Source organism: Paenibacillus sp. J22R56 (genome assembly GCF_056269375.1).
This window is the reverse complement of sequence record NZ_JBWDNV010000007.1, coordinates 202,177-225,238: the sequence shown is the minus strand read 5'-3', so window position 1 is coordinate 225,238 and position 23,062 is coordinate 202,177. Positions and strand designations below refer to the sequence as shown.

Sequence of the window (23,062 nt, the reverse complement as noted above, 5' to 3'; positions counted from 1 at the left end):
TAAGAAGAGACGCTTTTTTGTTTTGTCCTTGTGTATTAGCTCTTTTTCGTCTAATATAAAAGATATAGACGACGGCGGGTACACGCACAGGGGGGAAAACGATGTCTTCACCGGAAGTCACGGTTCAATTGCATGAGAAAGCGCTTCGTCTCCTAACGGAAGATGCGAGTAAAATAGAAAAACTTATCGAAGTTCAGATGGAGAACTTGACGACCCGTCAGTGTCCGCTGTACGAAGAGGTTTTGGACACGCAAATGTATGGATTCTCGCGGGAGATTGACTTTGCTGTGCGCGCGGGGTTGATTGCTGAGCAAAGCGGGAAAGAGATGTTAAGCCGATTGGAGCGTAACCTCGCTCAATTGTATGAAGCATTAAATAATAAAGAGTAGACTCCTTAAGGAGCCTACTCTTTTTCTTTGTAGCAGTAATTATACGAGATAGAAGGCAACACCTAGAATGACGTACACCATAAGTAAGAGGAAACCCTCGTACCAGTTCGTCGTACCATCCCTCGATACCGACTTCGCAATAAATACTGATACGCCAATGGCGGTTAATTCAATAGGGGAGAAGATGATGTCCATCGTCTGTCCGCCCATTACTGTGCTAAGCAAGATTAACACCGGGGCAACGAATAGGGCAATCTGCAAGCTGCTGCCGATCGCGATCTCAACTGCTGCGCCGATTTTATTTTTCATCGCCAGCATAACCGCTGCACTATGTTCAGCTGCATTACCAATAATCGCGATCACGAATGCACCAACGAACAGCTCGGATAAGCCGAATTTCTCCGAGAAGCTGTCAAGCGTATGGACAAGCCATTCGCTGACGAAAGCAACCATAACGGTTGCGACAAGCAGGAATACAATGGACATGCCCTTCGACCAGGCAGGTTCTTCGCCATGATCGGCATTCATTTCTTTGTCCGCAAGTACATCCTTGTGGGTAATCATAGAGAATACAAGCCACAGGATATAAGAAACGATAAGGATACATGCTACGGTAATGCTGAGGAAATGATCTTTGTTCAAGGAGAAATGCTCAGCCCCAACAAAGACAGCTGGTACAAACAAACCGATTACTGCCATAATCATAAGTGTAGCATTGTGCTCGGCCAACTGATTATTGAAGAACTGCTGTTTGAACTTGATGCCGCCTGCAAGAAGGCTAAGTCCGAGAACAAGAAGCAGGTTACCAATAATCGAGCCGGTAATACTTGCTTTTACCGTATCGAACAAGCCCTCTTTGACGAGGAAAATCGCGATAATCAGTTCCGCTGCGTTACCAAATGTGGCGTTAAGAAATCCGCCAAGTCGTTGTCCCGCGTAGTGTGCAACACTCTCGGTCGCCTTGCCAAGAAAGCCAGCCACGAATACAACTGCGATGGCAGAAATGATAAATTGAACTGTCATGTCCCAATGGGCGAAATGCCCGATAGCGCTTAAGGCGAACATTACAATTAATCCGCCGTAAAACAATTTCTGTCTCACCAATTCCACCTCTTCAACTATGTCTAAAAATCATTATTAATCATAACGAAAAAAGACAACCATGTAAACTTTTCCATAAATATTGTACACTTGTCTATCGAAGATGAACTTCCTTTCTTGCTTCACGCTGAGCCATCCATTACAATAATGATATATGGCAAATTGAGGAGTGGAATGAAATGAACGAGGACCTTCAAACAGGCATTATCCGTATTTCAGACGATGTAGTGGCAACGATTGCGGGACTCGCAGCGCTTGAGACTCCAGGTATTGCCGGAATGTCAGGCGGGATCTCCGAAGGGCTCGCGAAGCGGCTTAGCGGTAAAAACGTTCAAAAAGGTGTATCGGTAGAAGTAGGTCAGCTTGAGGCGGCGATCGATCTTCGCATTATCATTCATTATGGCATTCCGATTCAAGAGGTGTGCAGACAGCTGCAACTGAATGTACGTGAGTCCGTTGAGAATATGACTGGTCTTAACGTCGTAGAAGTTAATGTGAAAGTGGAAGGCGTTGCTTTCAAAGAGGAAGAAACGTCTGAAGAACCGCAACATCGGTTGAAATAGTCTAAGAGCACCAACATACATAAAAAAGGCTGAATTCGTTCATTTGAACGGTTCAGCCTTTTTTATGTATGAATGCGTTTTGAACGTACGGGCTTGTCCTGCTTATTCGCTTCTCGGGAAATGCTGAGAAGCACCCCCATGCACATAAGACAAACTAAGAGGGAAGAGCCTCCATAGCTGACAAATGGCAACGTTACACCCGTAAGTGGAATAGCGCCTGTAACCCCGCCGACATTAATGAAGGCTTGCATGCCGAATAATCCGACAATACCTACTCCAACAATAGTCCCATATTGATCTGGACAGCGAAGAGCAACAATGAGTGCCCGCCAGAGGAAAATCAGGAAGAACAGGAGAAACAAGCTTGCGCCGATAAATCCAAGTTCCTCAGCTATGACGGAAAAGATAAAGTCATTATAAGGATAATCCAAGTAGTGCAGTTTTTGAACACTTTCTCCAAAGCCTGCCCCCATAAACCCGCCATGTCCAAGCGCCTGCAGGGAGGATACCAGCTGGAAGCTGGTATTTTGTTGATCTGCAAGCGGATCAAGAAAGGCTGTAAATCGGGCAATTCGGTAGCTATTAGGATTAGTTGCCATGCTAATGCTAACCATGATGAGTACAATAATCCCAAGTATACTGCCAACAAGGCCTACTTGCTTCAGATTTGCCCCACCAGCAATGATCATAATTGCAGCACATGATGCTAGTACCAGACAAGAGCCTAGATCCGGTTGTAACATAATGAGGCCACAGATCAATCCTACGATGAGAAGAACCGGCAGCAGCCCTTTCTTGAAGTCCCGAAATTTCTCGCTTTTCTTGGAGATGAGTGCTCCTAAGTAAAGGATTATTGCGAGCTTGGCCGGTTCCGTAGGTTGGAAGCTAAATGGGCCAAGATTAAACCAGCTATGTGCGCCATTAATGTTTGAAGCTGTGAATGGTACGATCATCAACATAAATAGTACGGGGATAAATAAGATTAGAAATCCCCGCTTGAAGACGGTATAAGGCAGATTCATGAGGAAAAGCATCGAGAAAATCCCAAGAATCGCCCACATTAGCTGTCGCTTCGTAAAGTATAAAGCGTCATTATTGAATTCTGATGATACAAGTGCAATGTTCGAGCTTGCGCTGAACACCATAACAAGTCCAAAGCCTACTAGCAGAAGCGTTAAAATAAGAAGCAGAAAGTCCGGTCTTCCACGACTGCCATTCTGCGGAGTCTTCTTCATACTAGGCAAGAAGCTGTTTCAGTTGACTAAGGCGTTGAGTCGCAATCGCCATTAATGGCTGTGGAACTGGCGATTCGTATTCAAGGCCGTGAGGGAAAGTTGCTTTACCAATGTATACGTGTTCGATAGCAAGAACAGCATTAGGATTTTCGAGTTTGCCTTCAACCGCTCGAGTATTGATACGAAGGAAGTACTCAGATTGCGTTGCTGGATCCTCTAATTTGAGATCGTATGTAGCGCGATAGTACTCCCACTGCCAACGAACAAAGCCAAGTTGCTCGGCAGAATCGTCTAGATGAGCCAAATCACTTTGAAGGCCGTCAAGGCCCGAGTTTTCAATAATCACGTTATTTCCTCCTATAAGTTGCTTCTAATATTTGCTTGTTTACTTGTACATTCTTTTCCCATGATAGTATGTTTCCCCAGTCAGCGCAAGCCTTACTCTCGATGAGCAACCGCTATGCCTATGCCGTATCGCTTCGTTCTGTTAGAATAGATTGAAAAGGATGCTTCGGTTGTTTCGGTCGCTCTTTCCTTGCCGTTTGTTTCTTTAGTTAGATAACTTAATATCAGTGGAAACAAACGCGCAAAAGTCAGACTCAACTCGAAACAACCTTCGCTAACATTCTGTTCCACAAAACTTTTGGTTAATGCTTACGAAGTAGTTTTGTTCCACAAAACTTAAGCTAATGCTTACGAAGTAGTTTTGTTTCACAAAACTTAAGCTAATGCTTACGAAGTAGTTTTGTTCCACAAAACTTAAGCTAATGCTTACGAAGTAGTTTTGTTTCACAAAACTTAAGCTAATGCTTATGAAGTGAGTTTGTTACACAAAACTTTGAGGAGGCAAGCTTACAATGAAGACAAGTGGCTATATAAAAGAGCAGCTGCAGCGTCTTTATCCGGATATGGTCCGGTGGCGCAGACATCTCCATCAAAATCCGGAGCTGTCTTTCCAAGAGGTACATACTTCTCGTTGGATTGCAGAACAATTGAAAGCATTTGGCTGTGAGGTTCGTGAAGGTGTAGGCGGGCATGGTCTGCTTGTGACAATCAAAGGAGATTTGCCGGGTCCAGTTGTGGCACTACGTGCTGACATCGATGCACTTCCCATCCAGGATGAGAAAGACTGCGAATACAGCTCGAAAGTGCCGGGCGTGATGCACGCATGCGGGCATGATGGGCATACAGCGGCTTTGCTTGCTGTAGCTAGTTATTATCAGCAGCATAAGGCAGAGCTTGCCGGCGAACGCCGTTTATTATTCCAGCCAGCTGAAGAACAGACACCTGGCGGTGCTGTCCGGATGATTGAAGATGGTGCACTTGAGGGTGTAGACGCGATCTATGGCGTACATTTGTGGGCACCAATTCCATTTGGAGCTACCTCAACAAAGCCAGGACCATTCATGGCGGCAGCTGATGAATTTACATTAGAGATTATTGGCCTTGGCGGACATGGCGGTATGCCGCATAAGACAGTAGATACGATTGTGATTGGATCTTCCTTGGTACAAGCTGTGCAATCTATTGTAGGCCGGAATGTTGATCCTCTCAAACCAGCAGTAATAACTATCGGTTCATTCCAAGCAGGGACGACGAATAATGTTATTGCAGAGCGTTGTGTGATGAAAGGTACTGTGCGTACCTTTGATGAAGAAACACGCCAACTTACGCATGCGAGGCTCGAACAAATTATTAATCATACATGCAGCATGCATGGGGCGAAATATGATTATCACATGCGAATCGGATATCCGCCGGTTGTGAATGATGAGAAGGAAGCGAGCCGGTTCTTCCGGGTGTCGGGAGAACTGTTCGGAGAAGCGAATACCATTCAATCGGAAGCGATGATGGTCGCTGAAGACTTTTCGTATTATCTGGAGCAGGTATCGGGATGCTTTATGTTCGTAGGTGCAGGTAATGAAGAGATTGGAGCAACGTTTGCCCATCATCATCCACGCTTTGATATCGACGAACGTGCAATGGTCCATTCTGCTCAATTGCTTATTCAGATGGCGGAAGATTTTGTCGCAGGATGAGGTTCCTTTAGGCTGGTTATCCTAATCGAAGATTCGATTGGGGAGGCTTACTGTGATGAGCAATATGATTAAAGATGTTATGTCCTCGCCGTGTATAACGGCAACTTTATTGGATAATGTTTATGAACTCGCCGTATTAATGAAGCAAAATGAAATTGGATTTATTCCTATTGTAGATGGTACAAAGCTGATCGGTGCTGTAACCGACCGGGATCTAGTTGTAAGGGGATACGCGGAGAAGCATTCTGGTTCAACGGACGTCGAGACTGTAATGACAACGGAGCTTCTCACGGTCACGCCAGATACTTCTATAGAAGAAGCGGCGGACTTGATGGCTGAGCATCAGATACGTCGACTCCCTGTAGTTGATAATGGTCATTTAGTTGGTGTGGTAGCGATTGGAGATTTGGCGGTTCGGGATTCCTTCATACAGGAAGCTGGCGCAGCACTTAATAAGATATCAGAGCATGTACATTAAATGATTGGACGGGATTCTTCCGGGGGCAGCAGCCAACGGGAGAGTCCCGTTTTCCGTATAAAATGATGGATAATTTTGCATACTGTGAGGGGAGTGGTCACTGCTTTTATCATTGGGGGGAGATCGTAATGTTGGAAAAGCAAGATCTACCGTTAATCGTCCAGTCCGATATGACGGTTCTGCTTGATTACGAGCATCCTCGATCGGAGGAAGCACGTAAGAAATTATGCTTGTTCGCCGAGCTGATCAAACGGCCGGGAAATTGGCATACGTATAAAATTTCTTCTTTATCCTTATGGAATGCTGCTTCAACAGGCATGGATGCACAGATAATTATTGAATCGCTAAAAAGCTATGCCAGATACGGTCTTCCTGGTGTTATGGAGTCTAATATACGTAAGCTTATGGATCGGTACGGCAAGCTGCGGCTCGAGATATACGAAGACAAGCTTTTGCTTGCTGGTGAGGAAGTCCTTCTGAATGAGCTTGCTGCTCATAAGGCGATATTGGAATGTTTCGGGGAACGATCTAGCGGAGGGGCTTGGGCAGTTAATCCCGAATATCGAGGCCAGCTTAAACAAGAGCTTATCCGTCTAGGTTACCCAGTTCTTGATCTTGCAGGCTACCACACAGGGGAGGCTTTGTCAGTTGCATTGCGGCCAGCCACCTTGCAAGGGAATCCTTTCTCATTACGGGATTATCAGCGGCAGGCGGTTGAGCTCTTTTATAAAGAAGGTACGATCCAAGGCGGCAGCGGTGTTATTGTACTTCCATGCGGAGCAGGCAAAACGATTGTTGGCATTGCTGCACTCGCGAGGCTGAACAGTGCAACTTTGATCTTAACGTCTAATGCAACCAGCGTGCAGCAGTGGAAAGAAGAATTGCTTGATAAAACAACGCTCCAGCCATCGGAAGTAGGCGAATATACAGGAGCTTCGAAGCAGGTTCGACCGGTTACCATTGCAACTTATCAGATTCTGACCCACCGCAAATCGAAGAAGGATTCCTTTAGTCATATGAAGTTATTCTCGGAGCGGGATTGGGGTCTCATTATATATGACGAAGTACATCTTTTGCCTGCCCCTGTATTCCGCATGACAGCTGAAATCCAAGCAACTAGAAGGCTAGGGCTTACAGCTACTTTAGTTCGTGAGGACGGCTGTGAAGAAGATGTATTCTCATTGATTGGACCTAAGCAATTTGAACTGCAATGGAAAACAGTCGAAGCCGAAGGTCATATCGCTACGGTCAAATGCACAGAAATTCGCGTACCGCTGGATCAAGGGATGTCGGAGCTTTATCATTCCGCAGAGAAACGTTCAAGGCTTCGGCTTGCAGCAGAGAATCCCGGTAAGGTCGCCGTTGTGAGGCAGCTTCTGGAACGGCATAATGGCACCCCAACCCTCATTATCGGACAATATTTGAATCAGCTGCATTCCATCGCGGATACCCTGAAGGTGCCAGTCATTACAGGTGAGCTGCCACAGGAGGAACGTCAAACCTTGTATGAGCAATTTAAGTCGGGAGAGGTTCCGGTCCTTGCTGTTTCAAAGGTCGCAAATTTTGCAGTAGACCTGCCAGATGCAGCTGTTGCCATTCAAATCTCAGGAAGCTATGGCTCAAGACAAGAAGAGGCACAGCGTATTGGAAGGATATTACGTCCGAAAGCTGGATTAAATGAAGCCTGGTTTTATACTGTTGTGTCTGATGACACCAGTGAAACCGATTATGCCGCGAGACGACAGCTGTTTCTGCTGGAGCAAGGCTATCAATACGAGCTCGAGAAATCACCTTAAGGGAGGAATCACTTCGTGTTTGTGAAAGAATGGTCGGAGAAGCTGACAAACCATGCTAAGCAGCAATTCATGAATTCTCCCTTTTGGATAGACGCTGCTTCACTCGAGCTTAGCTGGGAAGAGGCTGTAATGGATATGCCGTCCGTTAAGGCGGCAGTTAACCGGATGGATGAAGCAAGTGCCGCTGTCTTGCGCGCGTTCTATAGTTGCTTTGGAGCCGGTCCTGTTCACGAGGAACGGCTTTTTTCATCAGGAGCACTCCGAACGGATTTGTCAGGTGCGGAATTTCGTTATGGGCTTATCCAATTACAAAATGCTGGAATCCTCTTTGCACTGCGCAAAGGCTGGGGAGAGCGTTTATATGCATTGCCAAGCGATTGCTTTATGATCTGGCATCAAGTATTGTTCCCGATTGATGCAGAGCCCTCAGCCATTAATAGCGGCTATGGGCACTGGGAACAGAAGCAGGAGGAGTCACCTAATGTATTGCTTGGCAGACAACTGCTTGCGGCCTGGGCGGAGTTGGGCCGATCTGGACTTGGGCTGACGACAAAGGGTACTCTCCCCAAAAAAACAGCTGCCAAAGTAGCGCAGGCAATCGGATTGGCTGATTCGGATCTACTACAAGCTGGATGGCAGGCTGAGCCTGAGGATCCATACGCGCCGGTGCTATCTTTTGTGCTGAAGCTTAGCTTCCAACTAGGTGTACTGACTCGTGCTGACGGCAGGCTGAAATGGGAGGAGGAGGCTCTTGCTGCATGGATGAATCAATCCGAAGCCTTACGTGAGGCTCATTTGCTCCGGTGGTGTTTGGATGAACTGCTGACAAAGGCCCGTAATGCGGCTGCTCTCCTTATTCGTTTAGCTCCTGGAGTATGGTATTCCGAGCTGGAATTAGAAAGGCAGCTTAATCGTATAGGAATGGAAACAAATGAATGGGGAGCTCAATCGAACTGGGCAAGCTGGTTGAACCTTCTACGGGCACTAGGCTGGATAGAGCTGGCACGTACAGATAGTGAGAAGTTGCTGCGCTGGACGATCCGACCTCAAGATTTGCTTGAGAAACAGCAAGGAAAAACTTCATTTGAACCCATTCTCCTGGAGCCTAATGGTGATATTATCGTGCTTCCAGGCTGTCACTACGGCATTCGCTGGGAGCTGGAGCTCATTGCTGAGCGAAAAAGTGATGATCATATTTCGATCTGGAAGTTGACTCGCCAATCAATAGGAAGGGCATTAGAATATGGCCGGACGATTTCGTCGATTATGACTTTTTTACATATGGCATCTGGGGATGCTCCACTCTCCCCTTTATTAGAATCCAGCCTTTCAGACTGGGGGAAGCAGGGAGCAGGCCAGGAGGCCCTGCTAGTGGAAAGATTTCATTCGTATCCACAAATGCCGCTAACTGCTCAATCAGCGAGAGAGATTGTCTTAAAGTCGCCTCTCCAAACGCTGGAGCACTATGAGCTTATGAACCACGAGGACTTTACCATTGAGAGATTTCTGCCCGAACTGGATCGAGTGCCGTTAAGCTGGATTCAGCAGTTAAGGTCCTACCATCATTCGACGCGTCTTGAAATATTGGAGAAAGCTTTGAGCTGGCAAACGCCAGTTCAACTAAGCATAGATGAGTCTGTTGTGGCCTTTGTTCCTGCCAAGCTGGAAAGGCTGGAGGGGGGCTGGACGGTCACCGGCATCTTGCGGGAGGATCATACGTATCGGGAAGTTTGCTTAACCCCAGAAATGTGGCAGGAGATGAAGTTGGTTGTTCCGGGAGCGAGTGGATTTGTGTAAAATTGTATCTATTCGTTGAATGAATATGATATGATAGAATGGAAGTAAGCGTTTAAGAAAAAGAGGTGAACAAATGCCAACGACCACGGTTCTGTCTGAAAATGGTGCAAGCGGCGTTTCTTCGCTGGACATGGCGTCGCTGCTGCTATGTGCGTACGAGCTAGGTGATCAGATTAATCAATCAGCGGAAGTTGCTGATTATCTATATTGGAAAGAAGCTGTACACCAGGACGATCAGGTGAAGCAATTGTCCAAACAATTCGAGAAAGCGAAGGAGCTGTTCTCGGAATGCCAGCGATTCGGAAGATTTCATCCGGATTACCATTCAGCTAAGGACAAAGTAAAGCAAATCGAGCGGGAGCTGGACCAGATCGAAGCGGTTAAACGTTTCAAGCTGGCCGAGCAAATGGTAGATACAATGCTATATGATGTATCACGCACGATTGCGGAATCGGTATCTGATACGATCAAGGTACCGGGCAATGAAGGGAAAACGGGCGGCTGCGGAAGCGGCGGATCATGTGGCTGTGGAAGCGGCGGCTGCGGCTAGCCCTTTGCTTGATTCGACTCGACGGAGGGAATAGATGTTGTTACCGGAACGTACAGGTTATATTATATGGGTGAGTGATCTGAAAGCGGCAAGGACGCTGGAAAAGTACGGAACCGTTCATTATATGTCACGTAAGATGCATTATGTAGTCATATACATGAACGCGGAGCGTGCGGAGGAAGCAGTGAAAAGCATTAGCCGTCTTCCATTTGTCCGTAAGGTAGAGCGGTCCTACCGAAATGAACTGAAAACCGAGTACACGAAAGATAATGAAGATAAAACAAGATTTTATAGCATGTAATAAAAATATTATTACTCGGAAGATCGCTGGTACACGATGTGACCATGTATACGGCGATCTTCTTTCTTTTATTAAGTTTTACAAATAATTACATTTTTGGTCTTAGTTTATTTTTTTGTTGAAATCTCGGACGAACATGGTAAAATACTGATATACATAAGAAATTGGTAAAAAAGACCTGGTTCCTAAGACGGGGGTGTGATGGACGATGAAGGACAAAATGACTAGAAGATGGAGCACTTATGAAACTTTTTATGTCGAATTAGGCGATAAGAAAGTAGCAGACATCGTCATTACTAACCATGCCAGGAGCCGGTGGATGGATCGGGTGGAGAGCGAGAAGACAGGATATGAGGATATCGCCGAGTTTTTATGGGAATGTTTGAAGCAAAATCGAATTGAGCCCTATTATCGTAACGAAGAAGATGTCTATTTAATAGATGATGATCTCGTATTTGTAGCGGAGTTTGCAACATCTGAAACCGATCTTGATCTGCTAGGCAATCAACTTCACAAGATGATCGTTGTTACCTTCCTAGGGCGTATGTCAGAGACGATAGAATTGCGTGACCTGAAGTCGTATTATTCCTGGCTTCGTCATTCGAGACGTATGACCTTGGTGAAAAACAGTCGTAAGAGAAAATAATCGAAGCATTGCAGTTGGCGCAGCATCCTTAACTTAAGGATGCTGCGCTTTTTTGCTTTCGATTGTAGTATAATAACCGCTAAGAAGAGAGGAAGGTCGGAAAGATGGCGCTTAATTTTCATCAACTTCATATTTTTTATACGGTAGCTGAACGGGGGAGCTTCTCTGCGGCCGCCCAATCGCTGCATATGACACAACCAGCAGTTACGATGCAAGTACAGTCGCTTGAGGACTATTTTGGAACCAAGCTGCTGCAGCGATCGACCAAACGAATTGACTTGACCGAAGCAGGCCGGGCGTTAATGCCTTATGCGAGAAGAAGCATTGAGCTGATTCGTGACACGGATCAAGCGATGTCTACCTTTACTGCACAGTTAAAGGGAAGGCTGCTGCTTGGAGCCAGCCTGACCATTGGAGAATACATATTGCCGCGCCTGCTTGGACCTTTTGGGCAGACATTTCCAGATATAGCAATTAGCATGAAGGTTATGAATACGGCACAGATTATGGAAGAGATTATGAATCATCAGCTTACATTTGGCTTGATAGAAGCACCTGTTAACCATCCTGATATGCAGATGGAAGCGGTCATGAGCGATGAATTGAAGCTGATCGTGCCTAAAGACCATCCACTTTCGAAACGTTCTACGGTTCTGCTGGATGAAGTAGCGGATTATCCGTTTGTGCTGCGGGAGCAGGGCTCCGGCACACGTCTAGTTATGGAGGAGCAGCTGAAGCGTAAGAATATCGATCCCGCTGATTTGAAAATCGTCATGGAACTTGGCAGCACAGGGGCGGTTAAGTCGGCGGTAGAAGCAGGTCTTGGCGTGTCTTTCGTCTCTGAATCATCGATAAAACATGAGGTAGCACTAGGTCTCCTGCATGTAGTGCCGATCGCAGACACCAGATTTAAACGACAGTTCTATTCGATTTATCAGAAATCAACTCTGCTGCCGATTTCGGCAGTCACGTTCTTAACTTTCTTAAGAGAGAAGGATTTGCAGCAATGGTTGTAGGAAGAGCAGATTTACACGCCCACACAACGGCTTCCGATGGAACGATGTCTCCTGCAGCAGTTGTTGCCCGTGCTAAGGCGGCTGGTCTTGCTGCTGTAGCTATAACAGATCATGACACGATGGCAGGGGTAGAGGAAGCGATTGCCGAAGGGCAGAAGCTAGGGATTATCGTTGTTCCCGGTATTGAACTGAGTACAGTTGCTGATGGCCGCGATATTCATATTCTTGCTTATTACGCGAATGGGCAGGATGGAGTGTGGCAGGAGCGTTTGGCAGGACTTCGAACGACACGCGGCAGACGTAATGAGATGATCGTCAATCGGCTTGTGGAGCTTGGCGTAGCGATCTCCATGCAGGAAGTGGAACAGATTGCTGCAGAACAAGCAGGAGCTAGCAGCGGCAAAGGAAAAACAATTGGAAGGCCGCATATTGCCGAGCTGCTCATTCGGAAAGGTGTCGTTGCAACCATGTCAGAAGCCTTTGACCGGTATTTGGCTGAAGGCGGCGCTGCATATGTGAATCCTCCACGACTACATCCCTTTGAAGCGATAGAATGGATCCGCGAAGCGGGAGGCACAAGTAGTATCGCCCATCCCGGCTTATACAACCGTGATGATCTCGTCGAGCAGTTAATTAGCAAAGGGATTCAAGGCATAGAGGTCTATCACTCCGATCATGGTCCCGAAGAGGAAGAGCGGTATAGACAGATTGCTGAACGGCATGGACTGATCATGACAGGTGGATCCGATTTTCACGGTGAGCGTCAAGGGGAAGTATTTCATGGTGAACTCGGCAGCAGGACCGTGGACGCTGCTGTGCTTGAACAGTTAAAACTGGATTCAGAATAGATGTTATAACCCCGAGCAATGGCGATCGTAAGAACATTCGAATACGCAGCCTGCCGTTTTAACCCAAATGAAATAGGGTCTGTCACATCGTCATAATAAATGACTTTGGGGACAGACCCTTTGTTCGTTTAATTCACACTGCGTGATGGCAATGCTTTGATCCGCTGCTCATCAGGGGTGATGAACAAGGTCTTCTGATGGTCATAGATGACGAAGCCGGGCTTTGCGCCGCTTGGCTTACGGACATGGCGGATAAAGGTATAATCGACCGGGATCATACTGGACTCCCGAGCCTTGCTGTAATAGCCCGATAACATAGCAGCTTCCTCAAGGGTTACATCACCAAAGTCACCGCCACGGATAACTACGTGGGAACCTGGAATATCTTTGGTATGCAGCCATACATCAGATGGGGAAGCGAGCCGGTTCGTTAAGTATTCGTTTTGCGTATTGTTCTTGCCTACATAGATGCTGACACCTTCAGATGAGGTGTAGCAGAGCAGGGTCGGTTTTGTTGCTTTTTTCTTCTTTGGACCACGTTTGACTTTATTTCGTAGATACCCTTGCTCCACAAGCTCTTCTCTAATTTCCTCGATATCAGCTAGCGACGCATTGTCGAGCTGCTGCAGCAGCGTCTCCATGTATGTGATCTCGTCTTGAGCGATGGCCATTTGTTCCTCAACAACCGCAATACTGTTCTTTTGCTTCGTATACTTGCGGAAATAGCGCTGGGCATTGTCGGATGGCGTTAGCTGCACATCAAGATCAATCTTGACGATAGCCTGCTCCTCATCATAGAAGTTGATCAGTTCGACCGACTTATCCCCACGGTTAATCTGGTGCATATAAGCTGTTAACAGTTCACCGAGCACACGGTATTTATCCGCATCTTGAGCCTCATCAACTGTTTCTTGGAGTTTCTCTATCTTCTTCTCGTTCTTCGCCTTTTCATTCTGTACGAAACGAATCAAATCGAGTGCACGCTGCTTTACGGTGTCACGCTCTGCTTTATCTCCATAGAAGGCTTCCAGGCATTCGCTAATTGTTGCGTATGACTCAGACGAGCCTTGGATATGTGTAAGCTGCGTTATAGAGAAGAAGGCTTTGCCATTGGCATCAACGGCAATTGTTGGGTTATAGACATGGTCCCGCACTTCGTTCATGAGTGTCTGGAAGCTGCTCCAGAGCGAACTACTTCCGGTCTCAGCACGATATACGATTTCTTTCGCTAACAGGGGGCTAAGCCCGCTGAACGATTGTACAAGCTGCCGCTGAGGAGGTAATACCTCGGCATCTTCAGGAGTATCTGCCTGTGTCATTGCAGCCAGGAACTGGTCTTCATTCATCATATCCAGCGGATCAGCTTTTCCTTGGTCAGGAGGGGCCGTATAGCGGCTTCCTGGCATAACGATCCGGAAAGAACTGATGGCAGGCGTTACATGATGAATGCCGTCGTGAATCGTACCTGTTGACGGATCCAGCAGAATGATATTACTGTGGCGTCCCATAATTTCGATAACAATCGTCTTAAATGAAATATCGCCCAGCTCGTCCCGGTGCCTTACATCCATATGAACGATTCTCTCGCGTCCCACTTGACGAACCGCTTCGATCGTAGCTCCTTCGCAATATTTGCGCATAAGCATGCAGAACATTGGCGCTTCCATTGGATTAACGTGGGTTGCGTTTGTCCAGTGTATACGCGGATAAGTCGGATTAGCGGATAAGAGCAGCTTACCCTGAGCACCTGCACCACGAATGCTGAATACGAGCTCATTGTTCGTAGGCTGGTGGATTTTATGAATGCGAGCGCCAATACAACGCTGTAACTCTTCTACTAGTGCGTGTATAACAATGCCGTCTAAGGCCATGAGGTTATATCTCCTTTAATATATGTCTTTCTCTATCATGCCATAGTTAAAGCAAAAACTTAAGTCCTTAAGTGGGATATTTTGCAGTTTGTCCGAATACATTTAGGCTTGAGAGGCTGTCCGAGAGCGCTCGGCATATACGGGAGGGAGTCGTACAATGGAACAAATGAAATGGCACCAAATGGAGGCGGGCGATCTGGCGAATACGCTGGGCAGCTCACTTGCGCAAGGGCTGAATGCATCGGAAGCGGCGGAAAGACTGTCGAATAACGGCCGGAATGAGCTGGCGGAGGGCGAACGGATTTCGCCGGTTATGCTTTTTCTGAATCAATTTAAAGATTTCATGGTGCTTGTGCTAATGGGCGCTACTCTAATATCGGGCCTCCTCGGAGAATACCTGGATGCTGTCACGATCGTGGCGATCATTGCACTAAATGCGATTCTCGGATTCATTCAGGAGTTCCGTGCTGAGAAATCCCTTAGTGCCCTCAAGGAACTGTCTGCCCCAACGGCGAAGGTGCTCCGTGCGGGAGAACAGCTTGTTATTGCAGCAAAAGATCTTGTAAAAGGCGATATTGTCCTGCTTGAGAGTGGAGACCGTATTCCGGCCGATATCCGGCTTCTTGAGGCAAACAGCTGTTACGCAGAGGAATCCGCGCTGACTGGGGAATCTGTACCGGTAGGCAAGCATGCCGCTGCTATCCATGAGGCTGAGCTGCCACTTGGTGATCAGCGTAACTTGGGCTTTATGGGTACGATGCTTACTCGTGGTACCGCTAAAGGTGTTGTTGTCCGGACAGGCATGGAAACGGAAATGGGTAAAATCGCAGGACTCATCCAGCAGACGGAATCGATGGAAACTCCGCTTCAGCACAGACTGGAGCAGCTTGGTAAAATACTAATCGCCGTAGCGATCGGACTTACCATCATGGTCGTTATTGCCGGTATTTTGCATGGACAGCCAGCCTATGGCATGTTCCTTGCAGGGGTTAGTCTTGCTGTTGCCGCCATTCCGGAAGGTCTTCCAGCTATTGTTACCATTGCACTCGCACTTGGTGTACAACGGATGATCAAACGGAAAGCAATTGTCCGAAAGCTGCCTTCTGTGGAGACATTAGGCTGCGCATCAGTCATTTGCTCGGACAAAACAGGAACGCTGACGCAAAATAAAATGACCGTAACCAATTTATGGCTTGGAGGCCGTCACCTTAAGGTAACTGGTGAGGGCTATGATCCATCAGGGGCAGTATTCGAGGAAGGCGCTGCGGTTGATGTGAAGCATGATATTTCGCTGAAGCGGCTTCTGCAAATCTCGGCTCTTTGCAACAATGCTACGGTCACACAAGTCGAGCAGCAGGATTCGAAGAAACGGAAGAGCAAGGAAATACAAGAGGAATGGGTGCTCAAAGGCGATCCAACAGAAGGTGCGCTTACTGTACTGTCGGCCAAGCTGGGAATGTCCGCTAAATCGCTGGAAGGCTTATATAAGAGGGAAAAAGAGTTTCCTTTTGATTCGGAACGGAAACGGATGAGCGTTGTTGTATCGCATCAAGGCGGGCGCGTCATTTATACGAAAGGCGCATCGGATGTGCTGATGGATCACTGCAGCTATGTACTGTGGGATGGTAAAGTGGTACCTTTCACTGCAACCTTGAAGAAGAAATGTGCTGAAGCTGCGGAGGAAATGGCACAGTCTGCTCTGAGGGTGCTTGGCCTCGCTTACCGTGATCTTCGCGGCGGCGAAGCTATGGAGACAGAAGCCGATGTGGAATGCCAGCTCGTATTCGTTGGCCTGACTGGTATGATTGACCCACCGCGCCGCGAAGTGCGCGAAGCGATTGCTACCTGCCGACGTGCAGGCATCAAGACAGTTATGATTACTGGCGACCATCAGCTTACAGCTGAAGCGATTGCGAACCAGCTTGGCATTATGCCTCGCGGTGGTGTAGCGATGAGTGGAAGGCAGCTCGAGAATATGACAGATGAGCAGCTAGACCGTCACGTTGATAATATTTATGTGTATGCCCGCGTATCGCCGGAACATAAGCTGCGGATTGTCAAATCGTTGCAGCGAAAAGGACACGTCGTTGCGATGACAGGGGATGGCGTTAATGACGCACCGGCCATCAAAGCAGCCGATATCGGGATTGCGATGGGTATAACGGGGACGGATGTATCGAAAGAAGCTTCTGCACTTATCCTTAGCGATGACAATTTTGCTACGATTGTGTCGGCGATTGAAGAAGGCCGAAGCATTTATGAGAATATCCGCAAGTTCATCCGTTACCTGCTTGCTTCCAACGTTGGTGAAATATTAACGATGTTCCTGGCTATGATGGCCGGACTTCCGCTGCCGCTGGTTCCGATTCAGATCCTTTGGGTCAACCTAGTAACAGATGGATTGCCTGCCATGGCTCTGGGTGTTGACCAGGCTGAGAAGGATCTTATGCAGCAGAAGCCGCGTTCTGCCAAAGAGAGCGTCTTTGCAAGAAGGTTAGGCTGGAAAATCATCAGCCGCGGTGTATTAATCGGCGTTTGTACGCTTGCCGCATTCTGGATCACCCTGAAGATGGCTCCAGGAACAGCTGCAGAGCAGCTTACCAAAGCGCAGACTGTTGCTTTTGCCACCTTGGTTCTTGCTCAATTGATTCACGTCTTTGACTGCCGCAGCTCGCGATCGATTTTCCATCGTAATATGCTTCAGAATCGTTATTTAGTGCTCGCCGTTCTGTCGTCCTTGATTCTTATGATCGGCGTTCTGTACATTCCAATGCTTCAGCCAATCTTCAAGACTGTACCGCTTCACTTCCGTGACTGGTGCCTTGTGTTTGTAGCTGCAGGTATCCCAACATTCCTGATGGGCATTGGCAGCGTTCTTGGCACTAGCAAGCCAAAAAGCAAGCAAGCCAAAATGTCGTTCAAATATAAAAATGTATAAATATAACTGACGGGAAAAAGTGCAAATCATGATCGGAATTATGAATAGCGTTTCGTCAGGCTTTGCTGTATGCTAAGAAAAAAATGATAGCTTGATTCTTACTAATTAGCTGCAGTAAAGGGGAACCTTATAATGAAATTTACAAAAATGAATGGTTTAGGCAATGATTTTATCGTAGTAGCAGGCGAGCAACAGCTGCCTGGTAATGTAGCAGAGCTGGCAGTCAATTTGTGCAACCGTTTCTTCGGAATCGGAGCAGATGGACTTGTCTATATCCTGCCATCGGACATTGCGGATTTCCGCATGCGTATTATCAACTCCGACGGTTCGGAAGCTGAGCAATGTGGCAATGCCATTCGCTGTGTAGCGAAATATGTATTCGATAACGGCCTGACGAATAAAGAAGAGATTAAGATCGAAACACTTGGTGCTGGTGCACAAACCGTTCAACTGTCGGTATCGGACGGTAAAGTCCAATCCGTACGTGTTGATATGGGTGAACCGATTCTGAATGGTCTGCAAGTACCAACAACGGTTGATGCAGAGCGTGTGATTGAGCATCCAATCGAAGTTGACGGACGTGAATTCCGTTTCACAGCCGTATCGATGGGTAACCCACACTGTGTTATCTATGTGGATGATGCTGCAAACTTTGATCTTGCAACTTGGGGACCTAAGCTCGAGACACATCCTATGTTCCCACGTAAAATCAATGTCGAGTTCGTAACCGTGACATCGCGTGAACATACAGAAATGCGAGTATGGGAACGCGGCGCAGGCCCAACACTTGCTTGTGGTACTGGCGCATGTGCAACAGTTGTTTCATCCGTATTGAACGGATTCACGGAGCGTACTGCAGTTGTATCGCTTAAAGGCGGCGACCTGACGATTGAATGGAACGAAGCAGATAATCATGTTTATATGACAGGACCTGCAGCCGAAGTGTTCCGCGGTGAATGGTAATAGGGAGAAATGAATATGAAGCCCGATTTGAGAACGAAGCTTAAGCAGCGTATCTTGACCGGGGACGGCGCGATGGGAACCTATCTGTATCAGATGGGGTTCCCTGTCGGCGTTTCTTACGAAGAATTAAATATGACCCGTCCGGATGTTATTGAGAGTGTCCACCGCCGGTATTATGAAGCAGGAGCTCGCGTTATTGAGACTAATACGTTCTCTGCCAATTTGGTCAAGCTGTCCAAATACGGCTTGGAGTCCGAAATGGAAGCGATTAACCGGGCAGGAGCCCGTATCGCCAAAGCGGCAGCGGGTGCTGATGCTTATGTGGTAGGTGCCGTAGGCTCAATCCGGACAGGCAAGCTGAAGGACCTTAACGATTCCGAAGTAAGTGATGCATTTGAGCGTCAGCTTGATGCATTGCTTTCGGAAGGTGTGGACGGCATCTTATTCGAAACGTTCTATGAATTAGATGAGATGCGCCTTGCACTCGGACTTGTCCGAAAAGTTTCTCAGGTGCCCGTAATCTGTCAATTCGCGGTCGAAGACGTCGGCCGTACGCAGGACGGAACGGGACTTTTGGATGCTTTCACGCTGCTCAAGAATGAAGGGGCAGACGTGGTTGGATTCAACTGCCGCAGCGGCCCTAACGGTATTATGCGGGCGGTTGACGCTATTGGTGGTCCGGTAGGCCTGCCTCTGTCCATCTTCCCGAATGCAGGTATTCCGGATTATGTAGACGGGAAATATACCTATTCCGCTGGACCGGATTATTTTGCTGAGATGGCATTACGTTTCGCAGACCGCGGAGCACGGATTATTGGCGGATGCTGTGGAACAACGCCAGAGCATATTGCTGCCATGGCGAAGGCGTTCAAAGACTACAAGCCTCTAGGCAATGCAGCTGCTGTTGCAGTTGTTCTTGAACCGGAAGTTATTGACTTATCGGAGCAGACAGAGATTGTGAAGGACGCTTCGGAGGAACGTCCGGAGGCTCCAATTTTGTTGGAACCTAATCTTGTCGATATCGTAAAGGTAAGACATACGGTCATCGTTGAGCTGGATCCTCCGCGGGATCTGGATATTACAAAGTTTATGGCTGGAGCGGCTGCGCTTAAGGCTTGTGGAGCGGATGCCATCACGATGGCAGATAACTCACTTGCGGTTACACGTATGAGTAACTTGGCGCTGGCGGCACTTGTGAAGGAAAAAGTCGGACTGCGGCCGCTTGTACATATTGCCTGCCGCGACCGGAACCTGATTGGCACGCAGTCACACATGATGGGCCTTGATGCGCTTGGCATCGACCATGTGCTTGCTGTCACAGGCGATCCGGCAAGATTCGGCGATCTGCCCGATTCAAGTTCGGTGTACGATCTGACCTCGTTCGAGATGATTAGGATGATCAAGCAATTGAATGAGGGGATCGCATTCTCGGGCAAGCCGCTGAAGCAAAAAGCAAAATTCGTTGTAGGTGCAGCTTTTAATCCAAATGTGAAGCATTTGGACAAAGCCGTACAGCGGCTCGAGCGTAAAATCGCTTCCGGAGCGGATTACATTATGACGCAGCCGGTTTACGATTCGGTGTTAATTGAAAAGATGGCAGAAGCGACCAAGCATCTGTCTGTACCGATATTCATCGGCATTATGCCGCTTGCGAGCGGGCGTAATGCGGAATACTTACATAACGAGGTCCCAGGGATCCAATTGTCTGACGTGGTTCGTAAGCGGATGACAGGTCTGGAAGGCGCTGCGGGAAGAGCGGAGGGCGTACAGATCTCGAAGGAGCTGCTTGATACAGCACTTCAGCATTTCAACGGGATTTACTTCATGACACCGTTTATGTTCTATGATATGGCCGTTCAATTGACGGAGTATGTATGGGCGAAAACAGGGGTAAAAAGACACTAAATCGTCTGATTTCTCTTTTTCTCTTGTTCGTTTCTATAAAATCCTTTAAAATATATAACAACGGATCGAGCGTAACCTGTTTGGTCTGCTATATGATGCTCTGGACAGGCAGTGCAGCGTATAGCAGCAACGGGTGAAGGCGCGGCGCGGAACGTATGCTCCGGACTTTTTTCGTCAACAATAGTGCAATGGTTCTGTCGTTATTTGGTAGATGAAGTAATTCGTCGGCCATTTACATTTATAGAAATAGATTCGATTCATATGGGAGTTGCACGAGGAAGACCGGAGGGGGAACCTGACTTGGCTATTAAACTTATTAATATTGGCTTTGGCAATATCGTTTCGGCCAATCGCATTATTTCAATTGTTAGTCCGGAATCGGCTCCGATTAAACGGATTATTCAAGAAGCACGAGACAGACATATGCTGATTGACGCGACATACGGAAGACGCACGCGTGCTGTTATTATTACAGACAGCGACCACGTCATTTTATCGGCGGTGCAGCCGGAGACGGTAGCACATCGTTTGTCGACTAAGGATGACGATAACGACGAATAGTACGGGGAGTATTATGGATAAGGGATTGTTGATTGTATTGTCTGGACCTTCCGGCGTAGGAAAAGGAACCGTCTGTTCCGTTCTGCGACAAAAGGTGCCTGAGCTTGTTTATTCCGTTTCGGCAACGACACGGAAACCTAGACAAGGTGAGATCGATGGCATTAATTATTTCTTCAAGTCAAGAGAACAGTTTCTGGATATGATTGCTAATGATGCCCTGCTGGAGCATGCCGAGTACGTTGGCAACTGCTATGGTACCCCGCGTGATTTCGTTGAGAGTACGCTGGCAAGTGGCAGAGACGTCATTCTGGAAATTGAAGTTCAGGGTGCTTTGAAGGTGAAAGAGAAGTTCCCTGAAGGCGTGTTTGTCTTCTTGCTGCCGCCGTCACTTGACGAGCTTAAGTCGCGTATTACAGGCAGAGGAACAGAAACGCAAGACACGATTAATAACCGAATGACGGTTGCAGTTGAAGAAATGAACTTAATCCGTCATTATGATTATGCGGTAGTTAACGATGAGATTGATGCCGCATGTCATCGTATTCAAAGTATTATTGTAGCTGAGCATTGCCGCAGAGACCGGTATTATTCTCATTTGGGAGAAATGCCATCTTTGCAACCCGAGAAAGCCTGAGCGAGGTGAAGAACAATGTTGTATCCATCGATTGATGAAATGGTTAAAAAGGTAGACAGTAAGTATTCGCTCGTTGTAGCGGCTTCGAGACGTGCACGTATGCTGCGTAATGGTGAGAAATCCGAACTACGCAACCCGAAATCCCGTAAATTTGTTGGCGTTGCCCTGGAAGAGATCTATCACGATATCGTGATTGTTGAACAAACAGAAGGCAAAGACGACTAATAAGAGGTATTGAAGGATAGGATGGGGCCAATGGCTCCATCCTATTTTTTTTGATCAAGCTGTTTTCTCCGAGCATATCCGGTTATGTCCGTTTTTGTTTGAAATAGTTGTTTTCAAAAACAAACAAACATGTTAACATATAAACAAACAAAAACAAATCTTAAACGGGGGAAAACAAAATGAAGCAGTTGTTATGGGATACTTGTTAATTTGGCCTAACTTATTCTCGTAATAGACTTACATTCCTTCGTTGTATAATAAATAGCTTGGCCTCAAGCGTATACGTCTGCGCCGTCCTTAGGATGAGCTGTCGTTTCGCGGGTGAAATATAAGCGTAGTATAGAGAAAACGTATACTTTCTTATATTTTAAAATATCGGTAGGTAATGGAAAAATGAGATGAAAGAGAAAGAGGTAGGCTATGCTGGTTGCGGAACGGTATGAAGCGATAGTTCGATTGGTTAATGAGCGGGGCAGTATTCGGGTATCGGAGCTGAGTGAGCTCTGTCAGGTGACGGAGGAGACCATTCGCCGGGATCTTGATCGTTTAGAGCAAGCTGGACGTCTGCGCCGTTCTCATGGCGGAGCAGTAAGCGTAAAAGATACACAACCGGAGATTCCGGTTGCTGAACGGGAAATTATGCATGCGGACGAGAAAAGACGTATTGCTGAGGAAGCGGTCAAGCTGATTAAGCCTAATGACCGGATTTTGCTGGATGCCAGCTCAACAGCTTGGTATATGGCATCGATTCTGCCAGATATTCCGCTCACCGTATTGACTAATTCGATAAAAGTTGCCATTGCGCTGAGCAGTAAAGAGAAGATCGAAGTGATCTCGACCGGCGGTATTCTTGCTTCGCGATCTTTATCTTATGTTGGACCGCTTGCTGAACGGTCACTTGAATCCTATCATGTGAACAAGCTGTTTTTATCCTGCAAGGGTGTGCATTTGGAGCGCGGTATTAGTGAATCTAATGAGCTTCAAGCACGCATTAAACACAAGATGCTCGGCATTGCGGAACAAGTTATTCTGCTGGCGGATTCCAGCAAGTTTGGCGTTCAAGCTTTTACACATGTAGGTGACTTGGCTGAGGTTAATGCCATCATCACAGATCGCCGTCTTCCACAGGATGCGATTACCCAATTATCTGAGCGTTCCATAACGGTTACGTTAGTTTAACGAATTGATACGTTTGTGAGGTGGCGA

General features: G+C 47.2%; 22 protein-coding genes. 18 read left to right on the top strand and 4 right to left on the bottom strand.

The genetic code is table 11. The annotated features are described in order from the left end of the window. Positions 1–101 precede the first annotated feature (101 nt). Positions 102–389, top strand: a complete 288-nt coding sequence (locus AC0YNT_RS18145) for an Fpa/YlaN family protein (protein ID WP_127493480.1) — start codon at positions 102–104, stop codon at positions 387–389. Positions 390–428: 39 nt separating this feature from the next. On the opposite strand, the gene cax is transcribed toward AC0YNT_RS18145, so the two are convergent. Then, positions 429–1,490, bottom strand: a complete 1,062-nt coding sequence (gene cax / locus AC0YNT_RS18140; protein WP_475805908.1) for a calcium/proton exchanger — start codon at positions 1,488–1,490, stop codon at positions 429–431. 179 nt (positions 1,491–1,669) lie between these two features. Between cax and AC0YNT_RS18135 the strand changes: the two genes are divergently transcribed. Continuing rightward, the gene (locus AC0YNT_RS18135) at positions 1,670–2,053 is read left to right on the top strand and encodes an Asp23/Gls24 family envelope stress response protein (RefSeq protein ID WP_441894889.1); all 384 of its coding nucleotides are present in this window, start codon (positions 1,670–1,672) and stop codon (positions 2,051–2,053) included. A 62-nt stretch (positions 2,054–2,115) separates the two neighbouring features. Here AC0YNT_RS18135 and ftsW read toward each other — a convergent pair whose 3' ends face one another. Beyond that, a complete protein-coding gene (gene ftsW / locus AC0YNT_RS18130) occupies positions 2,116–3,288 on the bottom strand; it encodes a putative lipid II flippase FtsW (RefSeq protein ID WP_475805907.1) in 1,173 nt (390 codons plus the stop codon). 1 nt (position 3,289) lies between these two features. Next, positions 3,290–3,634 carry a YugN family protein gene (locus tag AC0YNT_RS18125; RefSeq protein WP_167277955.1) on the bottom strand — a complete coding sequence of 115 codons (345 nt, stop codon included), beginning with the start codon at positions 3,632–3,634 and terminating at the stop codon, positions 3,290–3,292. Positions 3,635–4,145: 511 nt separating this feature from the next. Here AC0YNT_RS18125 and AC0YNT_RS18120 point away from each other — a divergent pair. The 9 genes from AC0YNT_RS18120 to AC0YNT_RS18080 all read left to right on the top strand — a co-directional run bounded on the left by AC0YNT_RS18120 (position 4,146) and on the right by AC0YNT_RS18080 (position 12,759). Continuing rightward, entirely contained in the window at positions 4,146–5,327 is a 1,182-nt protein-coding gene (locus AC0YNT_RS18120; protein ID WP_475805906.1) for a M20 metallopeptidase family protein, read from the top strand. A 55-nt stretch (positions 5,328–5,382) separates the two neighbouring features. Beyond that, entirely contained in the window at positions 5,383–5,805 is a 423-nt protein-coding gene (locus AC0YNT_RS18115) for a CBS domain-containing protein (protein ID WP_475805905.1), read from the top strand. A gap of 128 nt (positions 5,806–5,933) precedes the next feature. Next, positions 5,934–7,601 (top strand): DNA repair helicase XPB, encoded by a 1,668-nt coding sequence (locus tag AC0YNT_RS18110; protein ID WP_475805904.1) that lies wholly within the window; start codon positions 5,934–5,936, stop codon positions 7,599–7,601. 15 nt (positions 7,602–7,616) lie between these two features. Then, entirely contained in the window at positions 7,617–9,398 is a 1,782-nt protein-coding gene (locus AC0YNT_RS18105; protein ID WP_475805903.1) for a hypothetical protein, read from the top strand. Positions 9,399–9,471: 73 nt separating this feature from the next. Beyond that, the gene (locus AC0YNT_RS18100; protein ID WP_475805902.1) at positions 9,472–9,948 is read left to right on the top strand and encodes a YlbF/YmcA family competence regulator; all 477 of its coding nucleotides are present in this window, start codon (positions 9,472–9,474) and stop codon (positions 9,946–9,948) included. Between the two features lie 37 nt (positions 9,949–9,985). Then, positions 9,986–10,249, top strand: a complete 264-nt coding sequence (locus AC0YNT_RS18095) for a YlbG family protein (protein ID WP_167278205.1) — start codon at positions 9,986–9,988, stop codon at positions 10,247–10,249. A 208-nt stretch (positions 10,250–10,457) separates the two neighbouring features. Next, positions 10,458–10,895, top strand: a complete 438-nt coding sequence (locus tag AC0YNT_RS18090; RefSeq protein ID WP_475805901.1) for a hypothetical protein — start codon at positions 10,458–10,460, stop codon at positions 10,893–10,895. 104 nt (positions 10,896–10,999) lie between these two features. Further along, positions 11,000–11,911, top strand: a complete 912-nt coding sequence (locus AC0YNT_RS18085) for a selenium metabolism-associated LysR family transcriptional regulator (RefSeq protein WP_475805900.1) — start codon at positions 11,000–11,002, stop codon at positions 11,909–11,911. After that, complete coding sequence (locus AC0YNT_RS18080; RefSeq protein WP_475805899.1) at positions 11,902–12,759, top strand: PHP domain-containing protein; 858 nt, start codon at positions 11,902–11,904, stop codon at positions 12,757–12,759. Before AC0YNT_RS18085 ends, AC0YNT_RS18080 begins: the two co-directional genes overlap by 10 nt. Positions 12,760–12,887: 128 nt before the next feature. Here the strand turns inward: AC0YNT_RS18080 and AC0YNT_RS18075 are convergent, their stop codons facing one another. Continuing rightward, a complete protein-coding gene (locus AC0YNT_RS18075) occupies positions 12,888–14,630 on the bottom strand; it encodes an Rqc2 family fibronectin-binding protein (RefSeq protein WP_475805898.1) in 1,743 nt (580 codons plus the stop codon). A 157-nt stretch (positions 14,631–14,787) separates the two neighbouring features. Here AC0YNT_RS18075 and AC0YNT_RS18070 point away from each other — a divergent pair, with 157 nt between their 5' ends. The 7 genes from AC0YNT_RS18070 (at position 14,788) to AC0YNT_RS18040 (ending at position 23,035) form a co-directional block, all read left to right on the top strand. Continuing rightward, on the top strand, positions 14,788–17,568 hold the full coding sequence (locus AC0YNT_RS18070; RefSeq protein ID WP_475805897.1) for a calcium-translocating P-type ATPase, SERCA-type: 2,781 nt from the start codon (positions 14,788–14,790) through the stop codon (positions 17,566–17,568). A gap of 132 nt (positions 17,569–17,700) precedes the next feature. Beyond that, on the top strand, positions 17,701–18,531 hold the full coding sequence (dapF, locus tag AC0YNT_RS18065) for a diaminopimelate epimerase (protein ID WP_475805896.1): 831 nt from the start codon (positions 17,701–17,703) through the stop codon (positions 18,529–18,531). 15 nt (positions 18,532–18,546) lie between these two features. Then, positions 18,547–20,436 carry a bifunctional homocysteine S-methyltransferase/methylenetetrahydrofolate reductase gene (locus tag AC0YNT_RS18060; protein ID WP_475805895.1) on the top strand — a complete coding sequence of 630 codons (1,890 nt, stop codon included), beginning with the start codon at positions 18,547–18,549 and terminating at the stop codon, positions 20,434–20,436. Positions 20,437–20,736: 300 nt separating this feature from the next. Next, a complete protein-coding gene (remA, locus tag AC0YNT_RS18055; RefSeq protein ID WP_005548256.1) occupies positions 20,737–20,997 on the top strand; it encodes an extracellular matrix/biofilm regulator RemA in 261 nt (86 codons plus the stop codon). A gap of 13 nt (positions 20,998–21,010) precedes the next feature. Beyond that, on the top strand, positions 21,011–21,631 hold the full coding sequence (gmk, locus tag AC0YNT_RS18050; RefSeq protein ID WP_167277985.1) for a guanylate kinase: 621 nt from the start codon (positions 21,011–21,013) through the stop codon (positions 21,629–21,631). Positions 21,632–21,646: 15 nt separating this feature from the next. Continuing rightward, positions 21,647–21,856 carry a DNA-directed RNA polymerase subunit omega gene (gene rpoZ / locus AC0YNT_RS18045; protein WP_167277987.1) on the top strand — a complete coding sequence of 70 codons (210 nt, stop codon included), beginning with the start codon at positions 21,647–21,649 and terminating at the stop codon, positions 21,854–21,856. 420 nt (positions 21,857–22,276) lie between these two features. After that, positions 22,277–23,035 carry a DeoR/GlpR family DNA-binding transcription regulator gene (locus AC0YNT_RS18040; RefSeq protein WP_475805894.1) on the top strand — a complete coding sequence of 253 codons (759 nt, stop codon included), beginning with the start codon at positions 22,277–22,279 and terminating at the stop codon, positions 23,033–23,035. Positions 23,036–23,062 lie beyond the last annotated feature (27 nt).

Bases quoted from the DNA above. Each gene is read 5' to 3' on its own strand.
- AC0YNT_RS18145 (WP_127493480.1), top strand. From the start codon at position 102: ATGTCTTCACCGGAAGTCACGGTTCAATTGCATGAGAAAGCGCTTCGT.
- AC0YNT_RS18135 (WP_441894889.1), top strand. From the start codon at position 1,670: ATGAACGAGGACCTTCAAACAGGCATTATCCGTATTTCAGACGATGTA.
- ftsW (WP_475805907.1), bottom strand. From the start codon at position 3,288: ATGAAGAAGACTCCGCAGAATGGCAGTCGTGGAAGACCGGACTTTCTG.
- AC0YNT_RS18120 (WP_475805906.1), top strand. From the start codon at position 4,146: ATGAAGACAAGTGGCTATATAAAAGAGCAGCTGCAGCGTCTTTATCCG.
- AC0YNT_RS18115 (WP_475805905.1), top strand. From the start codon at position 5,383: ATGAGCAATATGATTAAAGATGTTATGTCCTCGCCGTGTATAACGGCA.
- AC0YNT_RS18110 (WP_475805904.1), top strand. From the start codon at position 5,934: ATGTTGGAAAAGCAAGATCTACCGTTAATCGTCCAGTCCGATATGACG.
- AC0YNT_RS18100 (WP_475805902.1), top strand. From the start codon at position 9,472: ATGCCAACGACCACGGTTCTGTCTGAAAATGGTGCAAGCGGCGTTTCT.
- AC0YNT_RS18090 (WP_475805901.1), top strand. From the start codon at position 10,458: ATGAAGGACAAAATGACTAGAAGATGGAGCACTTATGAAACTTTTTAT.
- AC0YNT_RS18085 (WP_475805900.1), top strand. From the start codon at position 11,000: ATGGCGCTTAATTTTCATCAACTTCATATTTTTTATACGGTAGCTGAA.
- AC0YNT_RS18080 (WP_475805899.1), top strand. From the start codon at position 11,902: ATGGTTGTAGGAAGAGCAGATTTACACGCCCACACAACGGCTTCCGAT.
- AC0YNT_RS18075 (WP_475805898.1), bottom strand. From the start codon at position 14,630: ATGGCCTTAGACGGCATTGTTATACACGCACTAGTAGAAGAGTTACAG.
- AC0YNT_RS18070 (WP_475805897.1), top strand. From the start codon at position 14,788: ATGGAACAAATGAAATGGCACCAAATGGAGGCGGGCGATCTGGCGAAT.
- dapF (WP_475805896.1), top strand. From the start codon at position 17,701: ATGAAATTTACAAAAATGAATGGTTTAGGCAATGATTTTATCGTAGTA.
- AC0YNT_RS18060 (WP_475805895.1), top strand. From the start codon at position 18,547: ATGAAGCCCGATTTGAGAACGAAGCTTAAGCAGCGTATCTTGACCGGG.
- gmk (WP_167277985.1), top strand. From the start codon at position 21,011: ATGGATAAGGGATTGTTGATTGTATTGTCTGGACCTTCCGGCGTAGGA.
- rpoZ (WP_167277987.1), top strand. From the start codon at position 21,647: ATGTTGTATCCATCGATTGATGAAATGGTTAAAAAGGTAGACAGTAAG.
- AC0YNT_RS18040 (WP_475805894.1), top strand. From the start codon at position 22,277: ATGCTGGTTGCGGAACGGTATGAAGCGATAGTTCGATTGGTTAATGAG.